This is a genomic window from Pantoea sp. NGS-ED-1003 (genome assembly GCF_000738765.1).
In the GTDB taxonomy this organism is placed as follows: Bacteria; Pseudomonadota; Gammaproteobacteria; order Enterobacterales; family Enterobacteriaceae; genus Pantoea; species Pantoea septica.
The window spans coordinates 283,045-301,003 of record NZ_JPQA01000007.1 but is presented as its reverse complement, the minus strand read 5'-3'; the positions used below and the strand labels follow the sequence as shown (position 1 = coordinate 301,003).

Here is a 17,959-nt window from a genome sequence, read left to right as displayed (position 1 = left end):
CGCAGCAGCAGCGTAAAAGATTCGTTCCGTGCACAAGAATTTGCCTGGCGGCCTTAGCGCGGCGGTCCCACCTGACCCCATGCCGAACTCAGAAGTGAAACGCCGTAGCGCCGATGGTAGTGTGGGGCCTCCCCATGCGAGAGTAGGGAACTGCCAGGCATCCAAATTGGTATCCACCCGCGAGGGTGACACCGGTTATCAGCGAGACCCCGCTGGTAGCAGCAGTATTCGGTGGTGCGGTAGTTCAGTCGGTTAGAATACCGGCCTGTCACGCCGGGGGTCGCGGGTTCGAGTCCCGTCCGCACCGCCACCTAACAGATAAGCCCTGACTGCAAAGTCAGGGCTTTTTCTTTTGCGTTAAAAAACCTCATTCGCACACGATGATTCCGACAATTACCAACACCAATTGAAACCCCCGACTAAAATCCCTATAACTGACAGGTGCAACGGGTACGGAAGGAATTGGGCAATAACGTGCGAAAAAAAACTTATGCAATGCGCTATGTCGCGGGTCAGCCGGTCGAACAGATCTTTCCGCCGGGCGCCATGCTACATCTTGGCCAGGCGCTTCCGCCAGGGGCGCCGCTGTCGCCTGACGCCCATCTGAAAGTACTGGTGTGGAATATTTTCAAACAGCAGCGCGCCGACTGGATGTCCGTACTACAGGGATTTGGCAAAGACGCGCACCTGGTATTGTTGCAGGAGGCACAAACCACGCCTGAACTGGTAAAGTTTGCGACCAGTAACTATCTGGCCGCCGATCAGGTTCCTGCCTTTGTGCTGCCTCAGCATCCTTCTGGCGTGATGACGCTCGCTTCTGCACATCCAGTCTACTGCTGCCCGCTGCGTGAGCGAGAGCCGCTGCTGCGGCTGGCTAAGTCGGCGCTGGTCACCGCCTATCCGCTGCCGACCGGTGAAATGCTAATGGTCGTCAATATCCACGCGGTTAATTTCAGCCTCGGCATCGATGTGTACAGCAAGCAGCTGGGGCCGATAGGCGAACAGATCCTGCATCACAAAGGGCCGGTTATCATGGCGGGCGATTTCAACGCATGGAGCCGCCAGCGCATCCACGCGCTCTATCGGTTCGCGCGCGAAATGACGCTGAAAGAGGTGAGGTTTACGGACGATCACCGACGTAAGGCCTTTGGCCGCCCTCTGGACTTTGTCTTCTATCGCGATATGAACGTCAGCAGGGCCTCTGTACTGGTTACGCGCGCCTCAGACCATAACCCCTTACTGGTCGAGTTTAACGCCGCACGCTAACGCCAGCACGCGCCTGTTCGCCTTCTCCCTGTAATAACGCGAGAAGGCGAATTTCTCGCCTGAATGCCATTCTCGCATCCTCAGCTTTTATTTTTGCCGCGCATAGCATTTCAGTCCGCGTGTGAGAGGAAGGCGTGTTTTATGCGCGACTATCAAGAGATTGAAAAGGGGAGAGAAAAGCGTGCAGAAATGAAAAAAGGCCAACAAATGTTGGCCTTTTCAACGCATCAGGTATCAGGCGATGCGCTATTATTGACGTAGAGCGTTAGCCTGTCACCAGGCTGGATATCTTTCGTGCTGCTCAGGACCGTATTCCAGCGCATCACATCTTTGATATCGACGCCGTGGCGCCTTGCAATACTGGCAAGAGAATCACCTTTACGCACGCGATAGGTGATGCTGTTGCTATTATCAGCCAGGCTTGTGCCGCTATCGCCGACGGTCAGCGTCTGACCGATACGAACATTGGCGCCCCGCAAATTATTCTGCTGCTTCAGCGACGCAACGCTGACGCCCAGCTTGCTGGCGATGCCGGAAAGCGTATCGCCGCGACGCACTTTATAACTGCTGCCAGACGCGCTGTTTTTCGCCAGCTGCGTCGGCTGTACCGCTGCGATGTCGCCGGAAGCCAGCGAGCTACGCAGCTTCGCCACGTGGGACTTCGGTACTAAAATGTACTGCGGTCCGTTGGGCGCGGTAGCGCCTTTTTTATAGCCGGTATTAAAGCTCTTGAGCTTGCTGAGCGACATACCCGCCATTTCGGCAGCCTGCGTCAACTGCATCTGCTGACCGACTTCAACACGCGCCAGCGCGCGGCTTTCGTCAGGCGTCGGCAGTTTAATACCGTAGCGCTTGTTGTTCTTAAGCAGATCGCTCAAGGCCAACATTTTCGGTACGTAGACCGTGGTCTCGCGTGGCAGCGACAGATTCCAGAAGTCGGTAGGCTTTCCGCGCGCCTTATTCTGTTTAATCGCCTTTAACACACGTCCTTCACCGCTGTTATAAGCAGCAACGGTCAGCAACCAGTCGCCGTCAAACATCTTGTTCAGACGCTGCATCATATCCAGCGCAACCTTGGTCGAGGCCACCACATCGCGGCGTCCGTCGTACCACTGGTTTTGTTTCAAACCATAGTTTTTGCCCGTTGTCGCAACAATCTGCCAGATGCCGGCGGCATTGGCTGATGAGGTTGCATGGGGGTCAAAAGCGCTCTCCACTATGGGTAGCAGTACCAGTTCCATCGGCATCTTACGTTTATGTATCTGCTCGACTATCCAGTACATGTACGGCTCTGCCCGTAATGTTACATCGTGGAGATAGCTCTTATTTTTTAAGTACTTTTGTTTTTGTTCGCGGATCCGGCTGTTTTCCGGAATCCCCATCTTCAACTCGTCACTAATGAAACTCCAGAGATCGGTATCTTCTGCGAGGCCAGTTCCATCTTCCTGCCATCGCGGCGACAACATTCGATCACCGTACTTTCCATTTTCACCTTGACCAGCTGAAGACAGACTCTGGGCATGCTGTTCGGGGATATTGGCGTCATTCCGTGATGCCTGACATCCCACCAGCAAGACCGAGGCGAGTAATATCGCTTTAGCCTTCATGTGTGTGTCAATAGTTCGCTTAAAAGACGAGCAACTATACGTGACGCCCTGTCACAACACAACCCGAAAAATCAAAACTGGTCTTTCTTCTCCCGTAAAAGGGCAAATGTGTCCCATATGTGGTCGGGTGTTAAATTTATGTTCAATGCTCTTTGTAAATCAGGATCTTGCGTACGCAAAAATAAATTTATTTGCCGTTCGTGCGCCAGTTTTGTGGGTAAAGTAATGCCATTTTTGGCGCGTAAGTCCTTAATTTTCTGATATTCGGCCGTAATTTGCGGATCATGGGGCAGAATAGCCGCAGCAAACTTCAAATTAGATAAAGTGTACTCATGCGCGCAGCAAATCAGAGTGTCGCCGGGAAGCTGATCAAGCTTCTGAAATGATTCATACATTTGTTCGGCTGTGCCCTCAAAAAGCCGCCCGCAGCCGCCGGAAAACATCGTGTCGCCACAGAAAAGATAAGGTGAACTGTAATATGAGATATGTCCTAAAGTATGACCAGGCGTATGGATCACGCTGAAGTTCATACCCAGCAGCGACACCGTATCGCCTTCACTTACTACCGTTGTCGCGCCTTTATCTTCGGTTTCCTGTGGACCGAAAACCTCGATGCCGGGAAATTTTTCCCGCAGAGCTTGTACGCCGCCGACATGATCGTGATGATGGTGAGTCAGTAGAATCCCCGCCGGTTTCCAGCCGTTCGCGTAGACTTTCTCCAGCACGGGTTGCGCTTCGCCAGGATCGACAATCAGGCAGTTGCCGGCGTCGTCGTTTAGCGTCCAGATGTAGTTATCCTGTAGCGCAGGAATACTGGTAAGATTCATAATCACCTCTCGCAGGCCGTTAGAAAAGGAAGATGGTAAAGCATGAAGCGCGCTAAAACACGCCAGATTCTGACCGCGCCGCACTCCTGGCGCGATATGCCATGGGGAGACTATTTCCGCGACGCGCTGACTCAGCAACTCCAGCCCTACCTGGGAAAGCTATATGGCTTTCATATGCTTAAGCTTGGCAACCTTAGTGCAGAAATCAACACTGAACACTGCGCTATTTCACATCAGGTCAATGTCGGCAGCGAAGGCGAGCTGCTGCAGGTGCTGGCGCACCCGACGCAGCTGCCGTTTGAGTCCAAGTCTATCGACGCCTGCTTGCTGGCGCACACGCTGGCCTGGAGCCAGGACCCGCACCGGGTGCTGCGCGAAGTGGATCGCGTACTGATCGACGACGGCTGGATGATTATCAGCGGGTTCAACCCCTTTTCGCTGCTGGGCATCAGCAAAGCGCTGCCCGGCATTCAGCGTAAAGCGCCGTGGAGCGGACGGATGTTTAGCCAGATGCGCCTGCTTGACTGGCTGAGCCTGCTTAATTACGAAGTGGTGTTTCGCACCCGATTCCAGGTGGTGCCCTGGCACCGGCAGGGCGGCAAGGTGATCAGCGCGCATCTGCCTGCGCTGGGCTGCCTGAATATCGTCGTAGCGCGTAAACGCACATTCCCGCTCACGCCGACTAAGGCGAAAAAGGCGCTGGGCAAGGCGCAGCTGCGTCCGGCGGTGAACGCCACGCGGCAGTTCCGCGCGGCGAAGGATCAGGACTCGACCTTGTAGCCGATATCCTCTGACTGCGGATGCGACGCCGCGCTGCGCGCCAGCTCGTCGCAGCGTTCGTTTTCCGGATGGCCAGCATGACCTTTGACCCATTCCCACTGGATCTCATGCCCGGCCAGCGCGCTGTCGAGGCGCTTCCAGAGATCGACGTTTTTCACCGGCTTCTTATCCGCCGTTTTCCAGCCGCGCTTTTTCCAGTTGTGGATCCAGCTGGTAATGCCCTGACGCACATACTGGCTGTCGGTGCTCAGCACCACGTGACAAGGCTCTTTCAGCGCCTCCAGCGCCACAATCGCCGCCATCAGCTCCATGCGGTTATTGGTGGTGAGTCGGTAACCGGCGCTGAACAGCTTTTCGTGCTGACCGTAACGTAAAATCGCGCCGTAGCCGCCGGGACCGGGATTGCCGAGGCAGGATCCGTCGGTGAATATTTCTACCTGCTTGCGCATCTCTGGTAGACTCCCTTCTGAGAAAAACGCCAAGTCTGACATAAAACGAATCCTATGAGCACTGCAAATAACCGCCAGATCGTACTCGATACTGAAACCACCGGCATGAACATGATCGGTGTGCATTACGAAGGTCACCGCATCATTGAAATTGGTGCGGTAGAGGTGGTGAACCGTCGCCTGACCGGCAATAACTTCCATATCTATCTGCGCCCCGATCGGCTGGTGGATCCGGAAGCGTTCGGCGTACACGGCATTGCGGATGAGTTTCTCGCCGATAAGCCGACCTTCGCCGAGATCGCGGACGAATTCCTCGACTACATCCGCGGCGCTGAGCTGGTGATCCATAACGCCTCGTTTGATATCGGCTTTATGGACTATGAGTTTTCCATGCTGAACCGCGGCATTGCGAAAACCGAAACCTTCTGTCGCATCACCGACAGCCTGGCGATGGCGCGTAAGATGTTCCCGGGCAAGCGCAACAGTCTGGATGCGCTCTGCTCGCGCTATGAGATCGACAACAGCAAGCGTACGCTGCACGGCGCGCTGCTCGACTCCGAAATCCTGGCGGAAGTCTTCCTGGCGATGACCGGCGGCCAGACGTCGCTGGCGTTTTCGCAGGAAGGGGACGGCGCGCAGCAGAACGAAGGCGAAACCATCCAGCGCATCGTTCGGCCCGCCTCAGCGCTGCGCGTCGTGGCGGCATCGGACGAAGAGGTGATTGCGCATGAGTCACGGCTCGATCTGGTGATGAAAAAAGGCGGAAGCTGCCTGTGGCGCGGTTAGCAGAAAGGGTTTCGCTGGTTAAATCAGCGTTAAGCGTAAAAAAACAGCAAACGCGCGGCGCGGCGAGAAAAAGCGTTGACGGGGTCCTGAGCGGCCATTAATATGCGCCTCGTTCCCGACGGGGAACACAGCGCGGTGCGGTAGTTCAGTCGGTTAGAATACCGGCCTGTCACGCCGGGGGTCGCGGGTTCGAGTCCCGTCCGCACCGCCAACTCTTCAGAAAGGCCGATTCAGCAATGAATCGGCCTTTTGCTTTTCTGCGCTCTCAACCCTTACTTTTCCTGCATCGCAACGCCGCCAGCGAAAGGCTGCGCCGCGCTCGCTTCGCGCTCATGACGCGCCAGATAGCGATAGCATCCGCCGCCCAGCGCCGCACCGATAAACCAGCTAAAGCTGGCGACCTCATGCAGCGACGGCACAAAGCTGATAATCAGGCCGATAATCACCGACGGCAGCAGCGCGGCGATCGCTTTCGGGTTAAAGCCGCCGCGATACCAGTAGCGGCCCTGCGGCGTCGCGTCGAACAGGTCGTCGACAAAGACGCGGCTGCGTTTGATCAGATAGAAATCCGCCAGCAGAATGCCGAACAGCGGCCCGATAAAGGCGCCCAGCACGTCTAAGGTGTAGTGGATCAGCTCAGGCGACTGAAACAGGTTCCACGGCGTCAGCAGCACCGATCCCACCGCGGCAATCATACCGCCGGTGCGGAAGCTGATTTTCTGCGGCGAGCAGTTAGAAAAATCGAACGCCGGCGAGACGAAGTTCGCCACGATATTAATGCCGATGGTGGCGGTGATCATGGTCAGCAGCCCGATAGCGACCGCCACATCGTTGCCGACCATACTGACGGTTTCGATCGGATCGGTAATCATTTTGCCGAACAGCGACTGCGTGCCGGAGACGATCACCACCGTCACCACCGAGAAGAGCAAAAAGTTAAAGGGCAGGCCCCAGCGGTTGCCGCGACGGATCTCGCCCATGCTTTTGCCGTAGCGCGAGAAGTCGCCGAAGTTGAGCAGCGGCCCGGAAAAATAGGAGACCACCAGCGCGGTGGCGGTGATCATCTGCCAGCTCTGTTCGCCTGCGCTCAGCGACTTGCTCGCCAGGGTAAAAGAGATACCGTCGAAGCCGGTTTTGTATACAATCCAGCCCGCCAGCGCCACCATCACCACATAGACGGCGGGACCCGCCACGTCGATAAAGCGCTTAATGGCGCTCATGCCGTGCCAGAACACCATCGCCTGTAACAGCCACATCACGCCGAAACAGCACCAGCCGAGCAGCGACAGGCCCAGCCAGCTGGCGTGGGTCATCGACGCCAGCGCCGGAAAGAATTTCAGCAGCACCAGCATCAGCGCGTTGGCGGCCAGATAGGTCTGAATGCCATACCAGGCGAAAGCGATCAGCCCGCGGATCACCGCTGGAATATTGGCGCCGAAGACGCCGAACGCCTGGCGGCAGATCACCGCATAGGGCACGCCTGCCATCTGGCTCGGCTTCGCCACCAGGTTGGCGCACAGCTGCACGATGCAGATCCCCGCCAGCAGGCAAATCAGCACCTGCCAGCTCGCCAGCCCAAGGGTGAAAAAGCTGGCCGCGACCACATAGCCGCCCATGCTGTGCACATCCGACATCCAGAAAGAGAAGATGTTGTACCACGTCCAGCTCTGCTGGCGCGTCGGCGCCAGATCCTCATTGGTCAGGCGGGGACTGTAGCGCGCGCGGGCTTCAGCGGCCGACGCGGAAACATGTTGTTGAGGGTTTGGCATGAAACCTGCTCCTTATCACGAGGGTTAACGGTCATAGCAACGTGAAAAGCTGTTGCAGGATCCAGGCCAGAATTGAAATCTTGTATACAAAAAAAAGTGTTCACGTATACGATGGTGGCACACAGCCTGTAAAGGGAGTCCGGTATGAGAAGTGAGACAGGCCAGCCGCTGGCCGCCGATCTCGGGGATAAAGACGAACCTATCTACCAGGCGTTGATGAACGCCATAGTGGAGCATCAGTTGCCGCCAGGCAGCAAACTGCCGGAAGAGGCGCTGGCAGAGGTGTTCGGCGTCAGCCGCACTGGCATTCGCAAAGTTCTGCAGCGCCTCGCCGCAGTGCAGATGGTGACGCTGTTGCCCAGGCGCGGTGCACAGGTGGCCACGCCAGGCGTTGATGAAGCGCGCGATATTTTCCGCACCCGGGCGCTGATCGAGTGCGCCAATCTGCCCGCCGTGCTGGCGCATCTGCAGCCGCCGCATCTGGCGGGACTCGCGCAGCGCATCGCCCAGGAGCAGCAGGCGCACGACGCGCGCGACGGCGCGGCGGCGATCCGTCTCTCCGCGGCTTTCCATATCGAACTGCAGGCGATTGCGGGCAATCAGGTGCTGACCGAACTGGTCACGCGCCTGACGCAGCGCTCCTCGCTGGTGATCGCCGCATGGGGCGCGCCCTGGCAGCAGGGCTGCCGCTGCGACGACCACGACCGGCTGGTGGCCCACCTGCGCGCGGGCGACCTCGCCGCACTGACCCAGGCGCTGCAGCACCACTTCGACCATATCGTCTCCAGCCTGCACTTCGAGCGCAGCGGCGAAACGCTGCCCGACTTCTCACGGTTATTTGCCCGTCATAAAGAGGTGACATCATGAGCCTGATCCAGGTGATCAACCCCAACACCAGCCTGGCGATGACGGAAACCATCGGCGCGGCGGCGCGTGCGGTGGCGGCGCCGGGCACCGAGATTATCGCCGTGTCGCCCTCGCAGGGCGTGCCCTCGATTGAAGGCCACTTCGACGAGGCGATCGCGGCGATCGGCGTGCTGGAGCAGGTGAAACGCGGCAAAGCGCAGGGCGTCAGCGGCCACGTTATCGCCTGCTTCGGCGACCCCGGACTGCTGGCGGCGCGCGAGCTGGCCAGCGGGCCGGTCATCGGCATCGCCGAAGCGGCGATGCACGCCGCGACGCTGGTGGCGACGCGCTTTTCCATCGTCACCACGCTGCCGCGCACGCTGATCATCGCGCGCCATCTGCTGCAGCAGTACGGTTTTACCCATCACTGCGCCGCGCTGCACGCTATCGATCTGCCGGTGCTGGCGCTGGAGGATGGTTCGGGGCTGGCGCAGGAGAAGGTGCGCCAGCAGTGCCTGCAGGCGAAGCAACAGGATGGCAGCGGCGCCATCGTGCTGGGCTGCGGCGGCATGGCGACGCTGGCGCGCGAGCTGACGCAGGAGCTGGGGATGCCGGTGATCGATGGCGTCAGCGCGGCGGTAAAAATGATCGAGGCGCTGGTGGCGCTTGGCTTCGGCACCAGCAAGCATGGCGATCTCGCTCAGCCGATCGCCAAACCTCTCTCAGGCGCGTTTCAGCATCTAAACTAACGAAACCTTGCCGCAATTAAACAGGAATTGATGAATGGATAGTGCAGAGAAGAAAGAGTACAGCTTCAACAAAAACTATCCGCGCGATCTGATTGGCTATGGCGCCACGCCGCCGCACGCCGCCTGGCCGAACAAGGCGCGCGTGGCGGTACAGTTCGTGCTCAACTATGAAGAGGGCGCAGAGAACAACGTGCTGCACGGCGATGCCGGATCCGAGCAGTTCCTCTCCGATATCATCGGCGCGGCCAGCTATCCCGATCGCCATATGTCGATGGATTCGCTCTACGAATATGGTTCGCGCGCCGGCTTCTGGCGCATCCACCGCGAATTCCAGAAGCGCGGCCTGCCGCTGACGGTGTTCGGCGTCGCGATGGCGCTGGCGCGTCATCCGGAGATCGTCGAGGCGATCAAACAGGCCGACTACGACGTGGTAAGCCACGGCTGGCGCTGGATCCACTACCAGTCGATGGATGCCAAAACCGAACGCCAGCATATGCAGCAGGCGGTCGACGTGCTTACCGATCTGTTTGGCAAAGCGCCCACCGGCTGGTACACTGGCCGCGACAGCCCCAACACGCGGCGGCTGGTGGTCGAGCAGGGCGGTTTTAGCTACGACAGCGACTATTACGGCGACGATCTGCCGTTCTGGATGCAGGTCACCTGTCAGGACGGCACCGTGAAGCCGCATCTGGTGATCCCCTATACGCTGGAGTGCAACGATATGCGCTTCGCCACGCCGCAGGGGTTTAACACCGCCGAGCAGTTCTTCACCTACCTGCGCGACACCTTTGACGTGCTCTATGAAGAGGGCGAAACCCAGCCGAAAATGATGTCGGTCGGCATGCACTGTCGCCTGCTGGGCCGGCCTGGCAAATTTAAAGCGCTGCAAAACTTCCTCGACCATATCCAGCAGCATAACGACGTCTGGATCTGTACCCGCCAGCAGATCGCCGACCACTGGGCTGCCGTACACCCCGCGCCGCAACCCTGAGAATAACCCGGCGCGGCTGCACAGATAGCCGCGCTTCTTCTCTGTTCTTGTTAAAAAGATGTAACGGATTATTTAGCAGAAATATTAATGCATCTGCTCAACCGTTAGCGATTCGTGCGCGCGATAAAGCCTATTCCGACGCCATTTTTTAACCGTGGTTAAATGAAATAAAAATATTCCCACCACAAAATTGATTAATAAACCTGAGGTTCCTCGCAGTTCAGCGGACTGTTACATCTTGCCTGCCGCCGACGGTTCGCTTTGCGCGTATAGATATTCCGGTCAACCACGGAATAAGGAATCGTTTAGATGAGCAAGCTTTCCCGAAGGAACTTTATGGCGTTCGCCGCAGGCGGCACGGTAGCCCTGGCGGCAGGCCAGGTCCACGCCCACGACGCCATCGCCTCATGGCCCGCCGGCACGCCGCGCGATCCTGGCCCGCACGATCCGACGCGTGAGGCGCAAAACCCCGATATCGTCGATCCGCCCGCCACTGACAGCGGCACGCTGCCCAACCTGCGCTTCTCTTTCAGCGACGCGCACGTGCGCAAAGGCAGCGGCGGCTGGACGCGCCAGGTGACGCAGCGCGAGCTGGGCATCTCCACTACCATCGCCGGGGTCGATATGCGCCTCAATGCGGGCGGCATTCGCGAACTGCACTGGCACAAAGAGGGCGAGTGGGCCTATATGACCTTCGGCAAGGCGCGCGTGACCGCCTTCGATACTGACGGCGGCTGGTTCGTCGACGATATCGGCGTCGGCGATCTCTGGTATTTTCCGCCGGGCATACCGCACTCGATTCAGGGACTGGGGCCAGACGGCTGTGAGTTTCTGCTGGCGTTTGACGACGGCGGCTTCGATGAAGACAGCACCTTTCTGTTGTCAGACTGGTTCAAACATATTCCGCCCGAGATTCTGGCGAAAAATTTCAGCGTGCCGGTCTCCTCCTTTGCAAAACTGCCTTCGCCGGACGATGAGTATATTTTTGCCGGCAGGGTGCCGGGCAGTCTGGCTGCGGACGCCATCAAGGGCGCGCCGAAATCTAAACGCGTCTTCACTCATCACATGCTGGCGCAGGCGCCGATCGTCGCGCCGGGCGGCACGGTGCGCATCACCGACTCTTCGACCTTTCCGGTATCGAAAACCATCGCGGCCGCGCTGGTGGAGATTGCGCCGGGCGGCATGCGCGAACTGCACTGGCATCCGAACAACGATGAGTGGCAATACTACCTGGAAGGCGAGGGGCGCATGGGCGTATTCGCCTCATCCGGCCAGGCGAGAACCTTTGATTACCGCGCGGGAGACGTCGGCTATGTCCCCTTCGCCATGGGGCACTATATCGAGAATACCGGTACCGGGCCGCTGCGGTTTCTGGAGCTGTTCAAAAGCGATTACTACGCCGATATCTCCCTTAACCAGTGGCTCGCCAGCACGCCGCGCGAGCTGGTGGCGCAGCATCTGCAGCTCGACGATGCGTTCCTCTCGGCGCTGTCGCTGAAAAAGAATCCGGTCGTCAAATAGCCTCTCGGGCTGGCGCATCGTCAGCCCTGGGCACAATTCCGAATCCTGACCAGGCGGCCAACCCTGCGGTTGTTACCGCCAAATCGATCGGCGACAATCGCCGCTTCCATAATTTTTTCTGATGAATAAGCGTTGTGAACATGACTGAATCGCGTCAGGCGAAGGAGAGAGGCGCGCTGCGCACTTTTTTTGCCCGCTTCTGGCCGCATCCGCTGCCGGTGGCCAAAAAAGAGATCGTTATCGCCAGTATCGGCGCCGGGCTTGGCCTGACCATCACCAGCCTGATCAGCCACTGGCTGTTAGGGCAGGTTAACTTGTGGTTCGTTGCGCCAATGGGCGCCTCCGCCGTGCTGCTGTTCGGCATCCCGAACAGCCCGCTGGCGCAGCCCTGGTCGATTGTCGGCGGCAATATGGTGGCGGCGGCGATTGGCGTCACCGCGGCCATGACGATTCCCTTTGCGCCGCTGGCCTGCGGCGTTGCCGCCTGCCTGGCGATCGCCGTGATGTTTCAGCTGCGCTGCCTGCATCCGCCCAGCGGCGCGGTGGCGCTGACCGCTATTCTCGGCGGCGGCCACGTCCACCAGCTGGGCTACCACTATATTCTGACGCCCATACTGCTTAACTCACTCTGTCTGGCGCTGCTGGCGATCCTCTTCAATAACCTGGCGGGCCGCCGCTATCCGCATCCGCTGGCCGCCGCCGAAGCGAAACCCGCGCCGGTGGCGCTGGACGTGCCGATTACCCGCGACGATCTGCATCAGGCGCTGGAAAGCGGCGAACTGCTGGATATCGATGAAGACGACCTGCAGCAGCTGCTGCAGCGCGCCGAAGCGATTGCGGTGCAGCGACAGGCGCGCGCCCGCTAATCTCAGCTTTCGCTCATCAGGCTCACCTGCGCGGCGACAATGCGCCAGCCTTCCGGCAGCCTGACCCAGCTCTGCTGCTGACGGCCGATTTTCGTCGAGCCTGCGCGCGTGAACTCGGTGCTGCACACCGCATAGGCTTCGCCGAAGGTGGTGATAACGCTGTTGCGTAGGGTGCGCGCCAGCCCGGCGGCGGGCCGCTGGGCGCGAAAGGCGCGGATCTGCTCGATGCCGTAGAGGTTCTCGCCCGCGCCGAGGCGCACGGTGCGTTCATCGTGCCAGAAGAGCGCGTCGAGCGTTGCGATATCGTTGCTCACCAGCGCCTGTTCGTAGCGGTAAAAGGCGGCGGTCACCTCCGCTACGACGTGCGGTAAATTAATCTCTTCAGTTTGCATCAGGTTTATCCATAGTGGTGGGCGCGAGGGTAATGCCTTGCTGCTCAAGGGCGAAGGCGACGCGCAGCGCGGCGGCTTCGTTAAAGGGCGCGGCGATGAGCTGGAGCCCGATCGGCAGGCCGCTTTTCGTCGCCAGCGGCACGCTGCACACCGGCAGCCCCAGGAAGGAGATCGGCTGCGTCAGCATGCCCATGCTGGCGCGTGACGGCAGGTCGACGCCGTTAACGCGGATGCTTTGCTGGCCGATCAGCGGTGCGACGCAGGGCGTGGCGGGCGCGATCAGGACGTCGAAGCGTTCGAACAGCGGCAGCACCTGCTGCTGGAAATGGCGGCGGAAGCGCTGCGCCTGCACGTACCAGGCGGCGGGCAGCATCGCGCCCGCCAGCAGCCGCTCGCGCGAGGCGGGTTCGAAACGCTCCGGCGAGGCGCGCAGCGCGGGCAGATAGTGATTGCCGCCCTCGCAGGCGGTCAGGATAAAGGCCGCCGAGCGCGCCAGCTCCGCTTCCGGCAGCGTCACCTCATCATGGATAGCCAGCGCCCGCGCGGCCCGCGCCAGCGCATCGCGCGCGTCGTCGTCGCACCAGGTCGAGAAAAAGCCGCCCAGCACGGCACAGCGCTGACCGCTCTCCTCTAGCCCCACCTGCGCCGGATCGGCGGGCCGGTTTGCCTGAAATGCATCCTGAGGGTCGTGGCCCTGCAGCATGTCGTAGACCAGCGCCAGATCCTCGACGCGGCGCGCGAAGGGGCCGATATGATCGAGGCTGGCGACAAAGGGATGGCTGCCGCTGCGCGACAGGCGGCCGAAGGTCGGCTTCAGGCCGAAGATGCCGCACAGCGACGCGGGCACGCGGATCGAACCGTTGGTGTCGGTACCGAGCGAGAAGTGCGCCAGTCCGGCCGCGACCGCCGCTGCGGAGCCGCCCGACGAGCCGCCCGCCACGCGCGTCGGATCGTGCGGGTTGCGCGTCGCGCCGAAGTGGCTGTTCTCGGTGGTGAAGCCGTAGGCGTAGGCGTCCATATTCAGCATGCCGGAGAGCAGCGCGCCGGCGCGGCTGAGGCGACTCACCGCCCAGGCGTCCTGCGTCGCCGCTGGCCGATCTTCAAACAGGGCGGCGCCCGCCAGCGTGGTGTGGCCCGCCACGTCGAACAGGTTTTTTACCGCATAGGGCACGCCTGCCAGCGGCGGCAGATCGTCGCCGCGGCGTCGCTGCGCGTCGACGGCGTCAGCCTCGCGCAGCATACGTTCGTCGGTAACCTCGGTCCAGGCGTTAATCGCCCGGTGGCGTTCAATTCCTCTCAGGGTCTGCTGCGCCACCTCGCGCGCGCTGAGATCGCCGCGCTGGATCGCCTGCTGCAGCGACTGGAGAGATAATTCGCTGAGATTCATGGGTGAAACACCCCCGCCACTTCGAGCCGGTCGTCGAGAGGAAACGCCATCAGCGGCGCCGCCAGCGCGGCGATGCGTTCAAGCTGAATCACCAGTTCGGCGCGGCGCGGGTCGTCCAGCTCCAGCGCCAGCAGCTGCTCCATCAGCGCCAGATAGCGCCCCCAGTCTGTTGTCTGATTCATTTTTCTCTCCTGTCAGAATCCGCTCGCGCTGCCGTTGCTGCGCGGATCGCATGCGCCTTCCAGCATGCCGTTGATATGGCGCACGATGGCGCCTGCGTGGCCGACCGCCTCGCTAAAGTCGGGCAGCAGCTCGACCTCGTGTCCCAGCTGACGCAGCCTGGCGACGCTCTCTGGCGCAAAACGGCCCTCCAGCTTGAGCGAGTCGGAAGACTGGCCCCAGGTGCGGCCCAGCAGCCAGCGAGGCGCGCTCACCGCCTGCTGCAGCGGCATGCCCTGGATCACATGGCGGGTAAAGATCGCCGCCTGGGTTTGCGGCTGGCCGTCGCCGCCCATCGCGCCGTAAACCAGCGTGCGGCCATCTTTCAGGCGCGCGGCGGCGGGATTAAGGGTATGGAACGGCTGTTTGCCCGGCGCCAGCGCCAGCAGATGATCCGCGTCGAGGCTGAAAGCCGCGCCGCGGTTCTGCCAGGTGATGCCGGTGCCGGGGATCACCACGCCGCTGCCGAACTCGTGATAGATACTCTGAATAAAGGAGACGGCGAGGCCGCTACTATCCATCACCCCCATCCACACCGTGTCGCCGGGACCGCGCCCGGCGCCCCAGGGCGCCGCCTGCGTCTCGCTAATCTGGCTCGCCAGCGTGGCGAAGTGATCCTGGGTCAGCAGCGACTGCGCCTCGCAGCTCATATGGCGCGGATCGGTAAGATGGGCGTCGCGCAGCGCAAAGGCCTTTTTGGTCGCTTCCACAATGCGGTGCACCGTCTGCGCCTCGTCAGCCTGCGCCATCGCCAGCCGATCGGTAACGCCGAGGATCGCCAGCGACACCAGCCCCTGCGTCGGCGGCGCGATATTCCACAGGTCGCCTTCGCTGTGCGCCACATGCAGCGGCACGCAGCGTCGCGCGCGCTGCTGCTGCAGATCCGCCAGCGTCACCGGCATGCCGAGCGCTGACATTTCGCGCGCCAGATGATGCGCCAGCTCGCCGCGGTAGAAGCTGTCGAGACCCTGCTCGCTCAGCAGGCTAAGCGTCTGTGCCAGCGCCGGCTGGGTAAAGCGGCTGCCCTCGCGCGGCGGTTCGCCGTCCGGCATAAAAGTCGCGGCGAATCCCGGCTGATGCGCCAGTTCATGCTGTTTCGCGACGGTGGCGGCCGCCTGCGAGGCGGTAACCGGAATGCCGTCGGCGGCGTAGCGGATCGCGTCGCGCAGCAGGCGCGGCAGCGGCAGCGGAGCGCCGCCCGGCTCGCCGGAGAGCGCCAGCGCCTCCTGCCAGCCGCTCACCGTCCCGGCCACCGTTAGCGCGGCGGCGGGACCGCGATGCGGAATCGCGCTCTGGCCGCGGTAGAAATCGGGATGCGCCAGCGCGCCCGCCGCGCCGCTGGCGTCGATAGCCACAGGATCGCCGTTCGGGGGCAGCACCAGCCAGAAGCCGTCGCCGCCGAGGCCGTTCATATGGGGATAGACCACGGCGATGGTCGCGGCGGCGGCGACCATTGCCTCAATAGCGTTGCCGCCGTCGCGCAGCACCGCCAGCGCGCTCTCGCTCGCCAGGTGGTGCGGCGCGACCGCCATGCCCAGCGGAGCCATATTGCTCTGAATCATAGTGAGGGTTCTTATTGGGGAACAGAGCGGGGATCCAAGCAAGAGCCGTTCCAGTTTTTTTCTGTGGCGCACGACGGCGGTAACCTGGATCGAATTATGCTAGCTTCTGCTGAAACGAAAGTTACAGGACGACGCATGAAACAGCTTGATGAACGACTCAGAAGCCACTATCCGCAGCTCTCGCCGCAGGAGCAGCGTATTGCGGATTTCGTCTTTGACCATTTCGACGATCTAATCAGCTACAACAGCGCCGAACTGGCGCGGCTCAGCGGCGTGTCAAAGGCCACGGTCAGCCGCCTGTTTCGGCGGCTGGGCTACGACAAATACAAAGATATGCGCGACGAGCTGCGCATTCTGCGCCAGAGCGGCATGCCGCTGACCGACAACCGCGACGCGGTGCAGGGCAATACGCTGCTTGCGCGCCACTATAAGCAGGAGATGGCGAACCTGACGCAGTGGGTGAACGCGCTCGACGCGCAGCAGTTCGGCGAGGCGGTGCAGCAGATGACCCGGGCGAAGCGTATTTTCGTAATCGGCATGCGCAACTCCTGGCCGCTGGCGCTGCATCTGCGCCAGCAGCTGCTGCAGGCGCGCGCCGACGTTATGGTGCTGCCGCAGCCAGGCCAGACGCTGGCGGAAGAGATCGTCGATATCACGCCTGACGATATGGTGGTGGTGATGGCGTTTCGCCGTCGTCCGCGCCTGATCCGCCCGCTGATGCAGCAGCTGCAGCAGCGAGATATCCCGCTGCTGGCGCTGTGCGAGCCGCAGGCGCAGTCGATGAGCGGCCTGGCGCGCTGGCAGCTCTGCGCGCCGCTCGACAGCGTATCGGCCTTCGACAGCTACGCCTCGGCGATGAGCCTGATCAATTTGCTGACCAACGCGCTGCTGCATGAAATGCTGACGCAAGGACGCCAGCGTATTCACCAGATCGCCGATCTCTATCAGCAGCTGGACGAGCTGGAGCACCGTTAAAGAGCACCTTTTTGGTGCTTTGCCTCATTTTGATCCTCTGATATCAGGCGGCGGCAGGCCGCCTTTCTTCCTTAAAATTAGCGTTTCTGCCGCTTAATCCGCCGCGCCAGTGGTTGGCACATTAGTTGCAAATCACATTTACAAGAATCTTTTGTTTCAGGTCAACTTACCGGGGTGCATAATGAAAAAAGCGTTAATGGCGGTGGCAGCGGCGGCGTTACTGATGGTTCAGACCGGCAGCGCGCTGGCGGATCAGCTACAGGATATCGAGAAGCGCGGCGTGCTGCGCGTGGCGGTACCGCAGGATTTCCCGCCGTTCGGATCGGTCGGCACGGATCTGCAGCCGCAGGGCTACGACATCGATATGGCGAAATACCTCGCGAAACAGATGAAACTTAAGTTGCAGCTGGTGCCGGTCACCAGCGCCAACCGCGTGCCCTATTTGCAAACCGATAAGGTCGACCTGGTGATCTCCAGCATGGGGAAAAACCCTGAGCGTGAAAAAGTGATCGACTTCAGCCGCGCCTATGCGCCCTTCTTCCTCGGCGTTTTCGGCCCGAAAGGCGAGACGCTGAAAGACGCGGCGGCGCTGAGCGGCAAGAGCATCGGCGTCACGCGCGGCGCGGTGGAGGATATGGTGCTGAGCAGCCTCGCGCCGAAAGAGGCGCAGGTGAAGCGCTATGAGGACAACAACACCACGCTGTCGGCTTACCTCTCTGGCCAGGTGCAGTATGTGGCGACCGGCAACCTGGTCGTGGCGGCGATCGCGCGGCAGAACCCGCAAAAAGCGCCGGTCGCGCAGTTTATGCTGAAGGATTCGCCCTGCTTTATCGGCCTGAAAAAAGATGAGCCGGCGCTGAAGGCAAAAGTGGACGCGCTGATTGAGCAGGGCATCAAAGACGGCACGCTTAACAAACTGTCGGAAGAGTGGCTGAAAGCGCCGCTGCCCGCCAGCCTCGGCGCATAA

The 17,959-nt window shown here is 60.7% G+C and carries 18 protein-coding genes, 2 tRNA genes and 1 rRNA gene; 13 read left to right on the top strand and 8 right to left on the bottom strand.

Annotated elements, in window-relative coordinates; all coding sequences use genetic code 11:
* The first annotated feature begins 43 nt into the window (after positions 1–43).
* The 3 genes from rrf (at position 44) to JS46_RS15920 (ending at position 1,266) form a co-directional block, all read left to right on the top strand.
* Positions 44–159: ribosomal RNA gene (rrf, locus tag JS46_RS15930) — 5S ribosomal RNA — on the top strand.
* A 74-nt stretch (positions 160–233) separates the two neighbouring features.
* Positions 234–310, top strand: a tRNA-Asp gene (locus tag JS46_RS15925).
* Positions 311–474: 164 nt separating this feature from the next.
* Positions 475–1,266, top strand: coding sequence for an endonuclease/exonuclease/phosphatase family protein (locus JS46_RS15920; RefSeq protein WP_033752903.1), 792 nt, complete (start codon positions 475–477; stop codon positions 1,264–1,266).
* Positions 1,267–1,493: 227 nt separating this feature from the next.
* On the opposite strand, the gene mltD is transcribed toward JS46_RS15920, so the two are convergent.
* Both mltD and gloB read right to left on the bottom strand, forming a co-directional pair.
* Positions 1,494–2,873, bottom strand: a complete 1,380-nt coding sequence (mltD, locus tag JS46_RS15915) for a murein transglycosylase D (protein WP_033752881.1) — start codon at positions 2,871–2,873, stop codon at positions 1,494–1,496.
* 71 nt (positions 2,874–2,944) lie between these two features.
* Complete coding sequence (gene gloB, locus JS46_RS15910; RefSeq protein WP_033752880.1) at positions 2,945–3,700, bottom strand: hydroxyacylglutathione hydrolase; 756 nt, start codon at positions 3,698–3,700, stop codon at positions 2,945–2,947.
* 42 nt (positions 3,701–3,742) lie between these two features.
* Between gloB and JS46_RS15905 the strand changes: the two genes are divergently transcribed.
* Complete coding sequence (locus JS46_RS15905) at positions 3,743–4,480, top strand: class I SAM-dependent methyltransferase (RefSeq protein ID WP_033752879.1); 738 nt, start codon at positions 3,743–3,745, stop codon at positions 4,478–4,480.
* Here the strand turns inward: JS46_RS15905 and rnhA are convergent.
* Positions 4,462–4,929 (bottom strand): ribonuclease HI, encoded by a 468-nt coding sequence (gene rnhA / locus JS46_RS15900; protein WP_033752878.1) that lies wholly within the window; start codon positions 4,927–4,929, stop codon positions 4,462–4,464. The genes JS46_RS15905 and rnhA overlap by 19 nt on opposite strands.
* Positions 4,930–4,983: 54 nt before the next feature.
* Between rnhA and dnaQ the strand changes: the two genes are divergently transcribed.
* Positions 4,984–5,715: a DNA polymerase III subunit epsilon gene (gene dnaQ / locus JS46_RS15895; protein ID WP_033752877.1), complete on the top strand. Its 732-nt coding sequence runs from the start codon at positions 4,984–4,986 to the stop codon at positions 5,713–5,715.
* A gap of 134 nt (positions 5,716–5,849) precedes the next feature.
* A tRNA-Asp gene (locus JS46_RS15890) sits at positions 5,850–5,926 on the top strand.
* A 61-nt stretch (positions 5,927–5,987) separates the two neighbouring features.
* On the opposite strand, the gene JS46_RS15885 is transcribed toward JS46_RS15890, so the two are convergent.
* The gene (locus tag JS46_RS15885; protein WP_033752876.1) at positions 5,988–7,484 is read right to left on the bottom strand and encodes an NCS1 family nucleobase:cation symporter-1; all 1,497 of its coding nucleotides are present in this window, start codon (positions 7,482–7,484) and stop codon (positions 5,988–5,990) included.
* A 144-nt stretch (positions 7,485–7,628) separates the two neighbouring features.
* Here JS46_RS15885 and JS46_RS15880 point away from each other — a divergent pair, with 144 nt between their 5' ends.
* The 5 genes from JS46_RS15880 (at position 7,629) to JS46_RS15860 (ending at position 12,457) form a co-directional block, all read left to right on the top strand.
* Complete coding sequence (locus JS46_RS15880; protein ID WP_033752875.1) at positions 7,629–8,351, top strand: GntR family transcriptional regulator; 723 nt, start codon at positions 7,629–7,631, stop codon at positions 8,349–8,351.
* Complete coding sequence (hpxA, locus tag JS46_RS15875) at positions 8,348–9,079, top strand: allantoin racemase (RefSeq protein WP_033752874.1); 732 nt, start codon at positions 8,348–8,350, stop codon at positions 9,077–9,079. The genes JS46_RS15880 and hpxA overlap by 4 nt, the downstream gene beginning before the upstream one ends.
* A 34-nt stretch (positions 9,080–9,113) precedes the next feature.
* Positions 9,114–10,070 (top strand): allantoinase PuuE, encoded by a 957-nt coding sequence (gene puuE / locus JS46_RS15870; RefSeq protein WP_033752873.1) that lies wholly within the window; start codon positions 9,114–9,116, stop codon positions 10,068–10,070.
* 309 nt (positions 10,071–10,379) lie between these two features.
* On the top strand, positions 10,380–11,591 hold the full coding sequence (locus tag JS46_RS15865) for a cupin domain-containing protein (RefSeq protein ID WP_033752872.1): 1,212 nt from the start codon (positions 10,380–10,382) through the stop codon (positions 11,589–11,591).
* A 140-nt stretch (positions 11,592–11,731) separates the two neighbouring features.
* A complete protein-coding gene (locus tag JS46_RS15860) occupies positions 11,732–12,457 on the top strand; it encodes an HPP family protein (RefSeq protein WP_033752871.1) in 726 nt (241 codons plus the stop codon).
* Positions 12,458–12,459: 2 nt separating this feature from the next.
* Here the strand turns inward: JS46_RS15860 and hpxZ are convergent, their stop codons facing one another.
* Genes hpxZ through JS46_RS15840 form a run of 4 tightly spaced genes read right to left on the bottom strand, consistent with a single transcriptional unit; the run spans position 12,460 to position 16,017 of the window.
* The gene (gene hpxZ / locus JS46_RS15855; RefSeq protein WP_033752870.1) at positions 12,460–12,849 is read right to left on the bottom strand and encodes an oxalurate catabolism protein HpxZ; all 390 of its coding nucleotides are present in this window, start codon (positions 12,847–12,849) and stop codon (positions 12,460–12,462) included.
* Positions 12,839–14,236, bottom strand: a complete 1,398-nt coding sequence (locus tag JS46_RS15850) for an AtzE family amidohydrolase (protein ID WP_033752869.1) — start codon at positions 14,234–14,236, stop codon at positions 12,839–12,841. Before JS46_RS15850 ends, hpxZ begins: the two co-directional genes overlap by 11 nt.
* The gene (gene hpxX, locus JS46_RS15845) at positions 14,233–14,418 is read right to left on the bottom strand and encodes an oxalurate catabolism protein HpxX (protein ID WP_033752868.1); all 186 of its coding nucleotides are present in this window, start codon (positions 14,416–14,418) and stop codon (positions 14,233–14,235) included. Before hpxX ends, JS46_RS15850 begins: the two co-directional genes overlap by 4 nt.
* 12 nt (positions 14,419–14,430) lie before the next feature.
* A complete protein-coding gene (locus JS46_RS15840; RefSeq protein ID WP_033752867.1) occupies positions 14,431–16,017 on the bottom strand; it encodes a gamma-glutamyltransferase family protein in 1,587 nt (528 codons plus the stop codon).
* A gap of 135 nt (positions 16,018–16,152) precedes the next feature.
* Between JS46_RS15840 and hpxU the strand changes: the two genes are divergently transcribed.
* Both hpxU and JS46_RS15830 read left to right on the top strand, forming a co-directional pair.
* Positions 16,153–16,992, top strand: a complete 840-nt coding sequence (gene hpxU, locus JS46_RS15835) for a MurR/RpiR family transcriptional regulator HpxU (protein WP_033752866.1) — start codon at positions 16,153–16,155, stop codon at positions 16,990–16,992.
* 181 nt (positions 16,993–17,173) lie between these two features.
* Positions 17,174–17,959, top strand: coding sequence for a transporter substrate-binding domain-containing protein (locus JS46_RS15830; protein ID WP_033752865.1), 786 nt, complete (start codon positions 17,174–17,176; stop codon positions 17,957–17,959).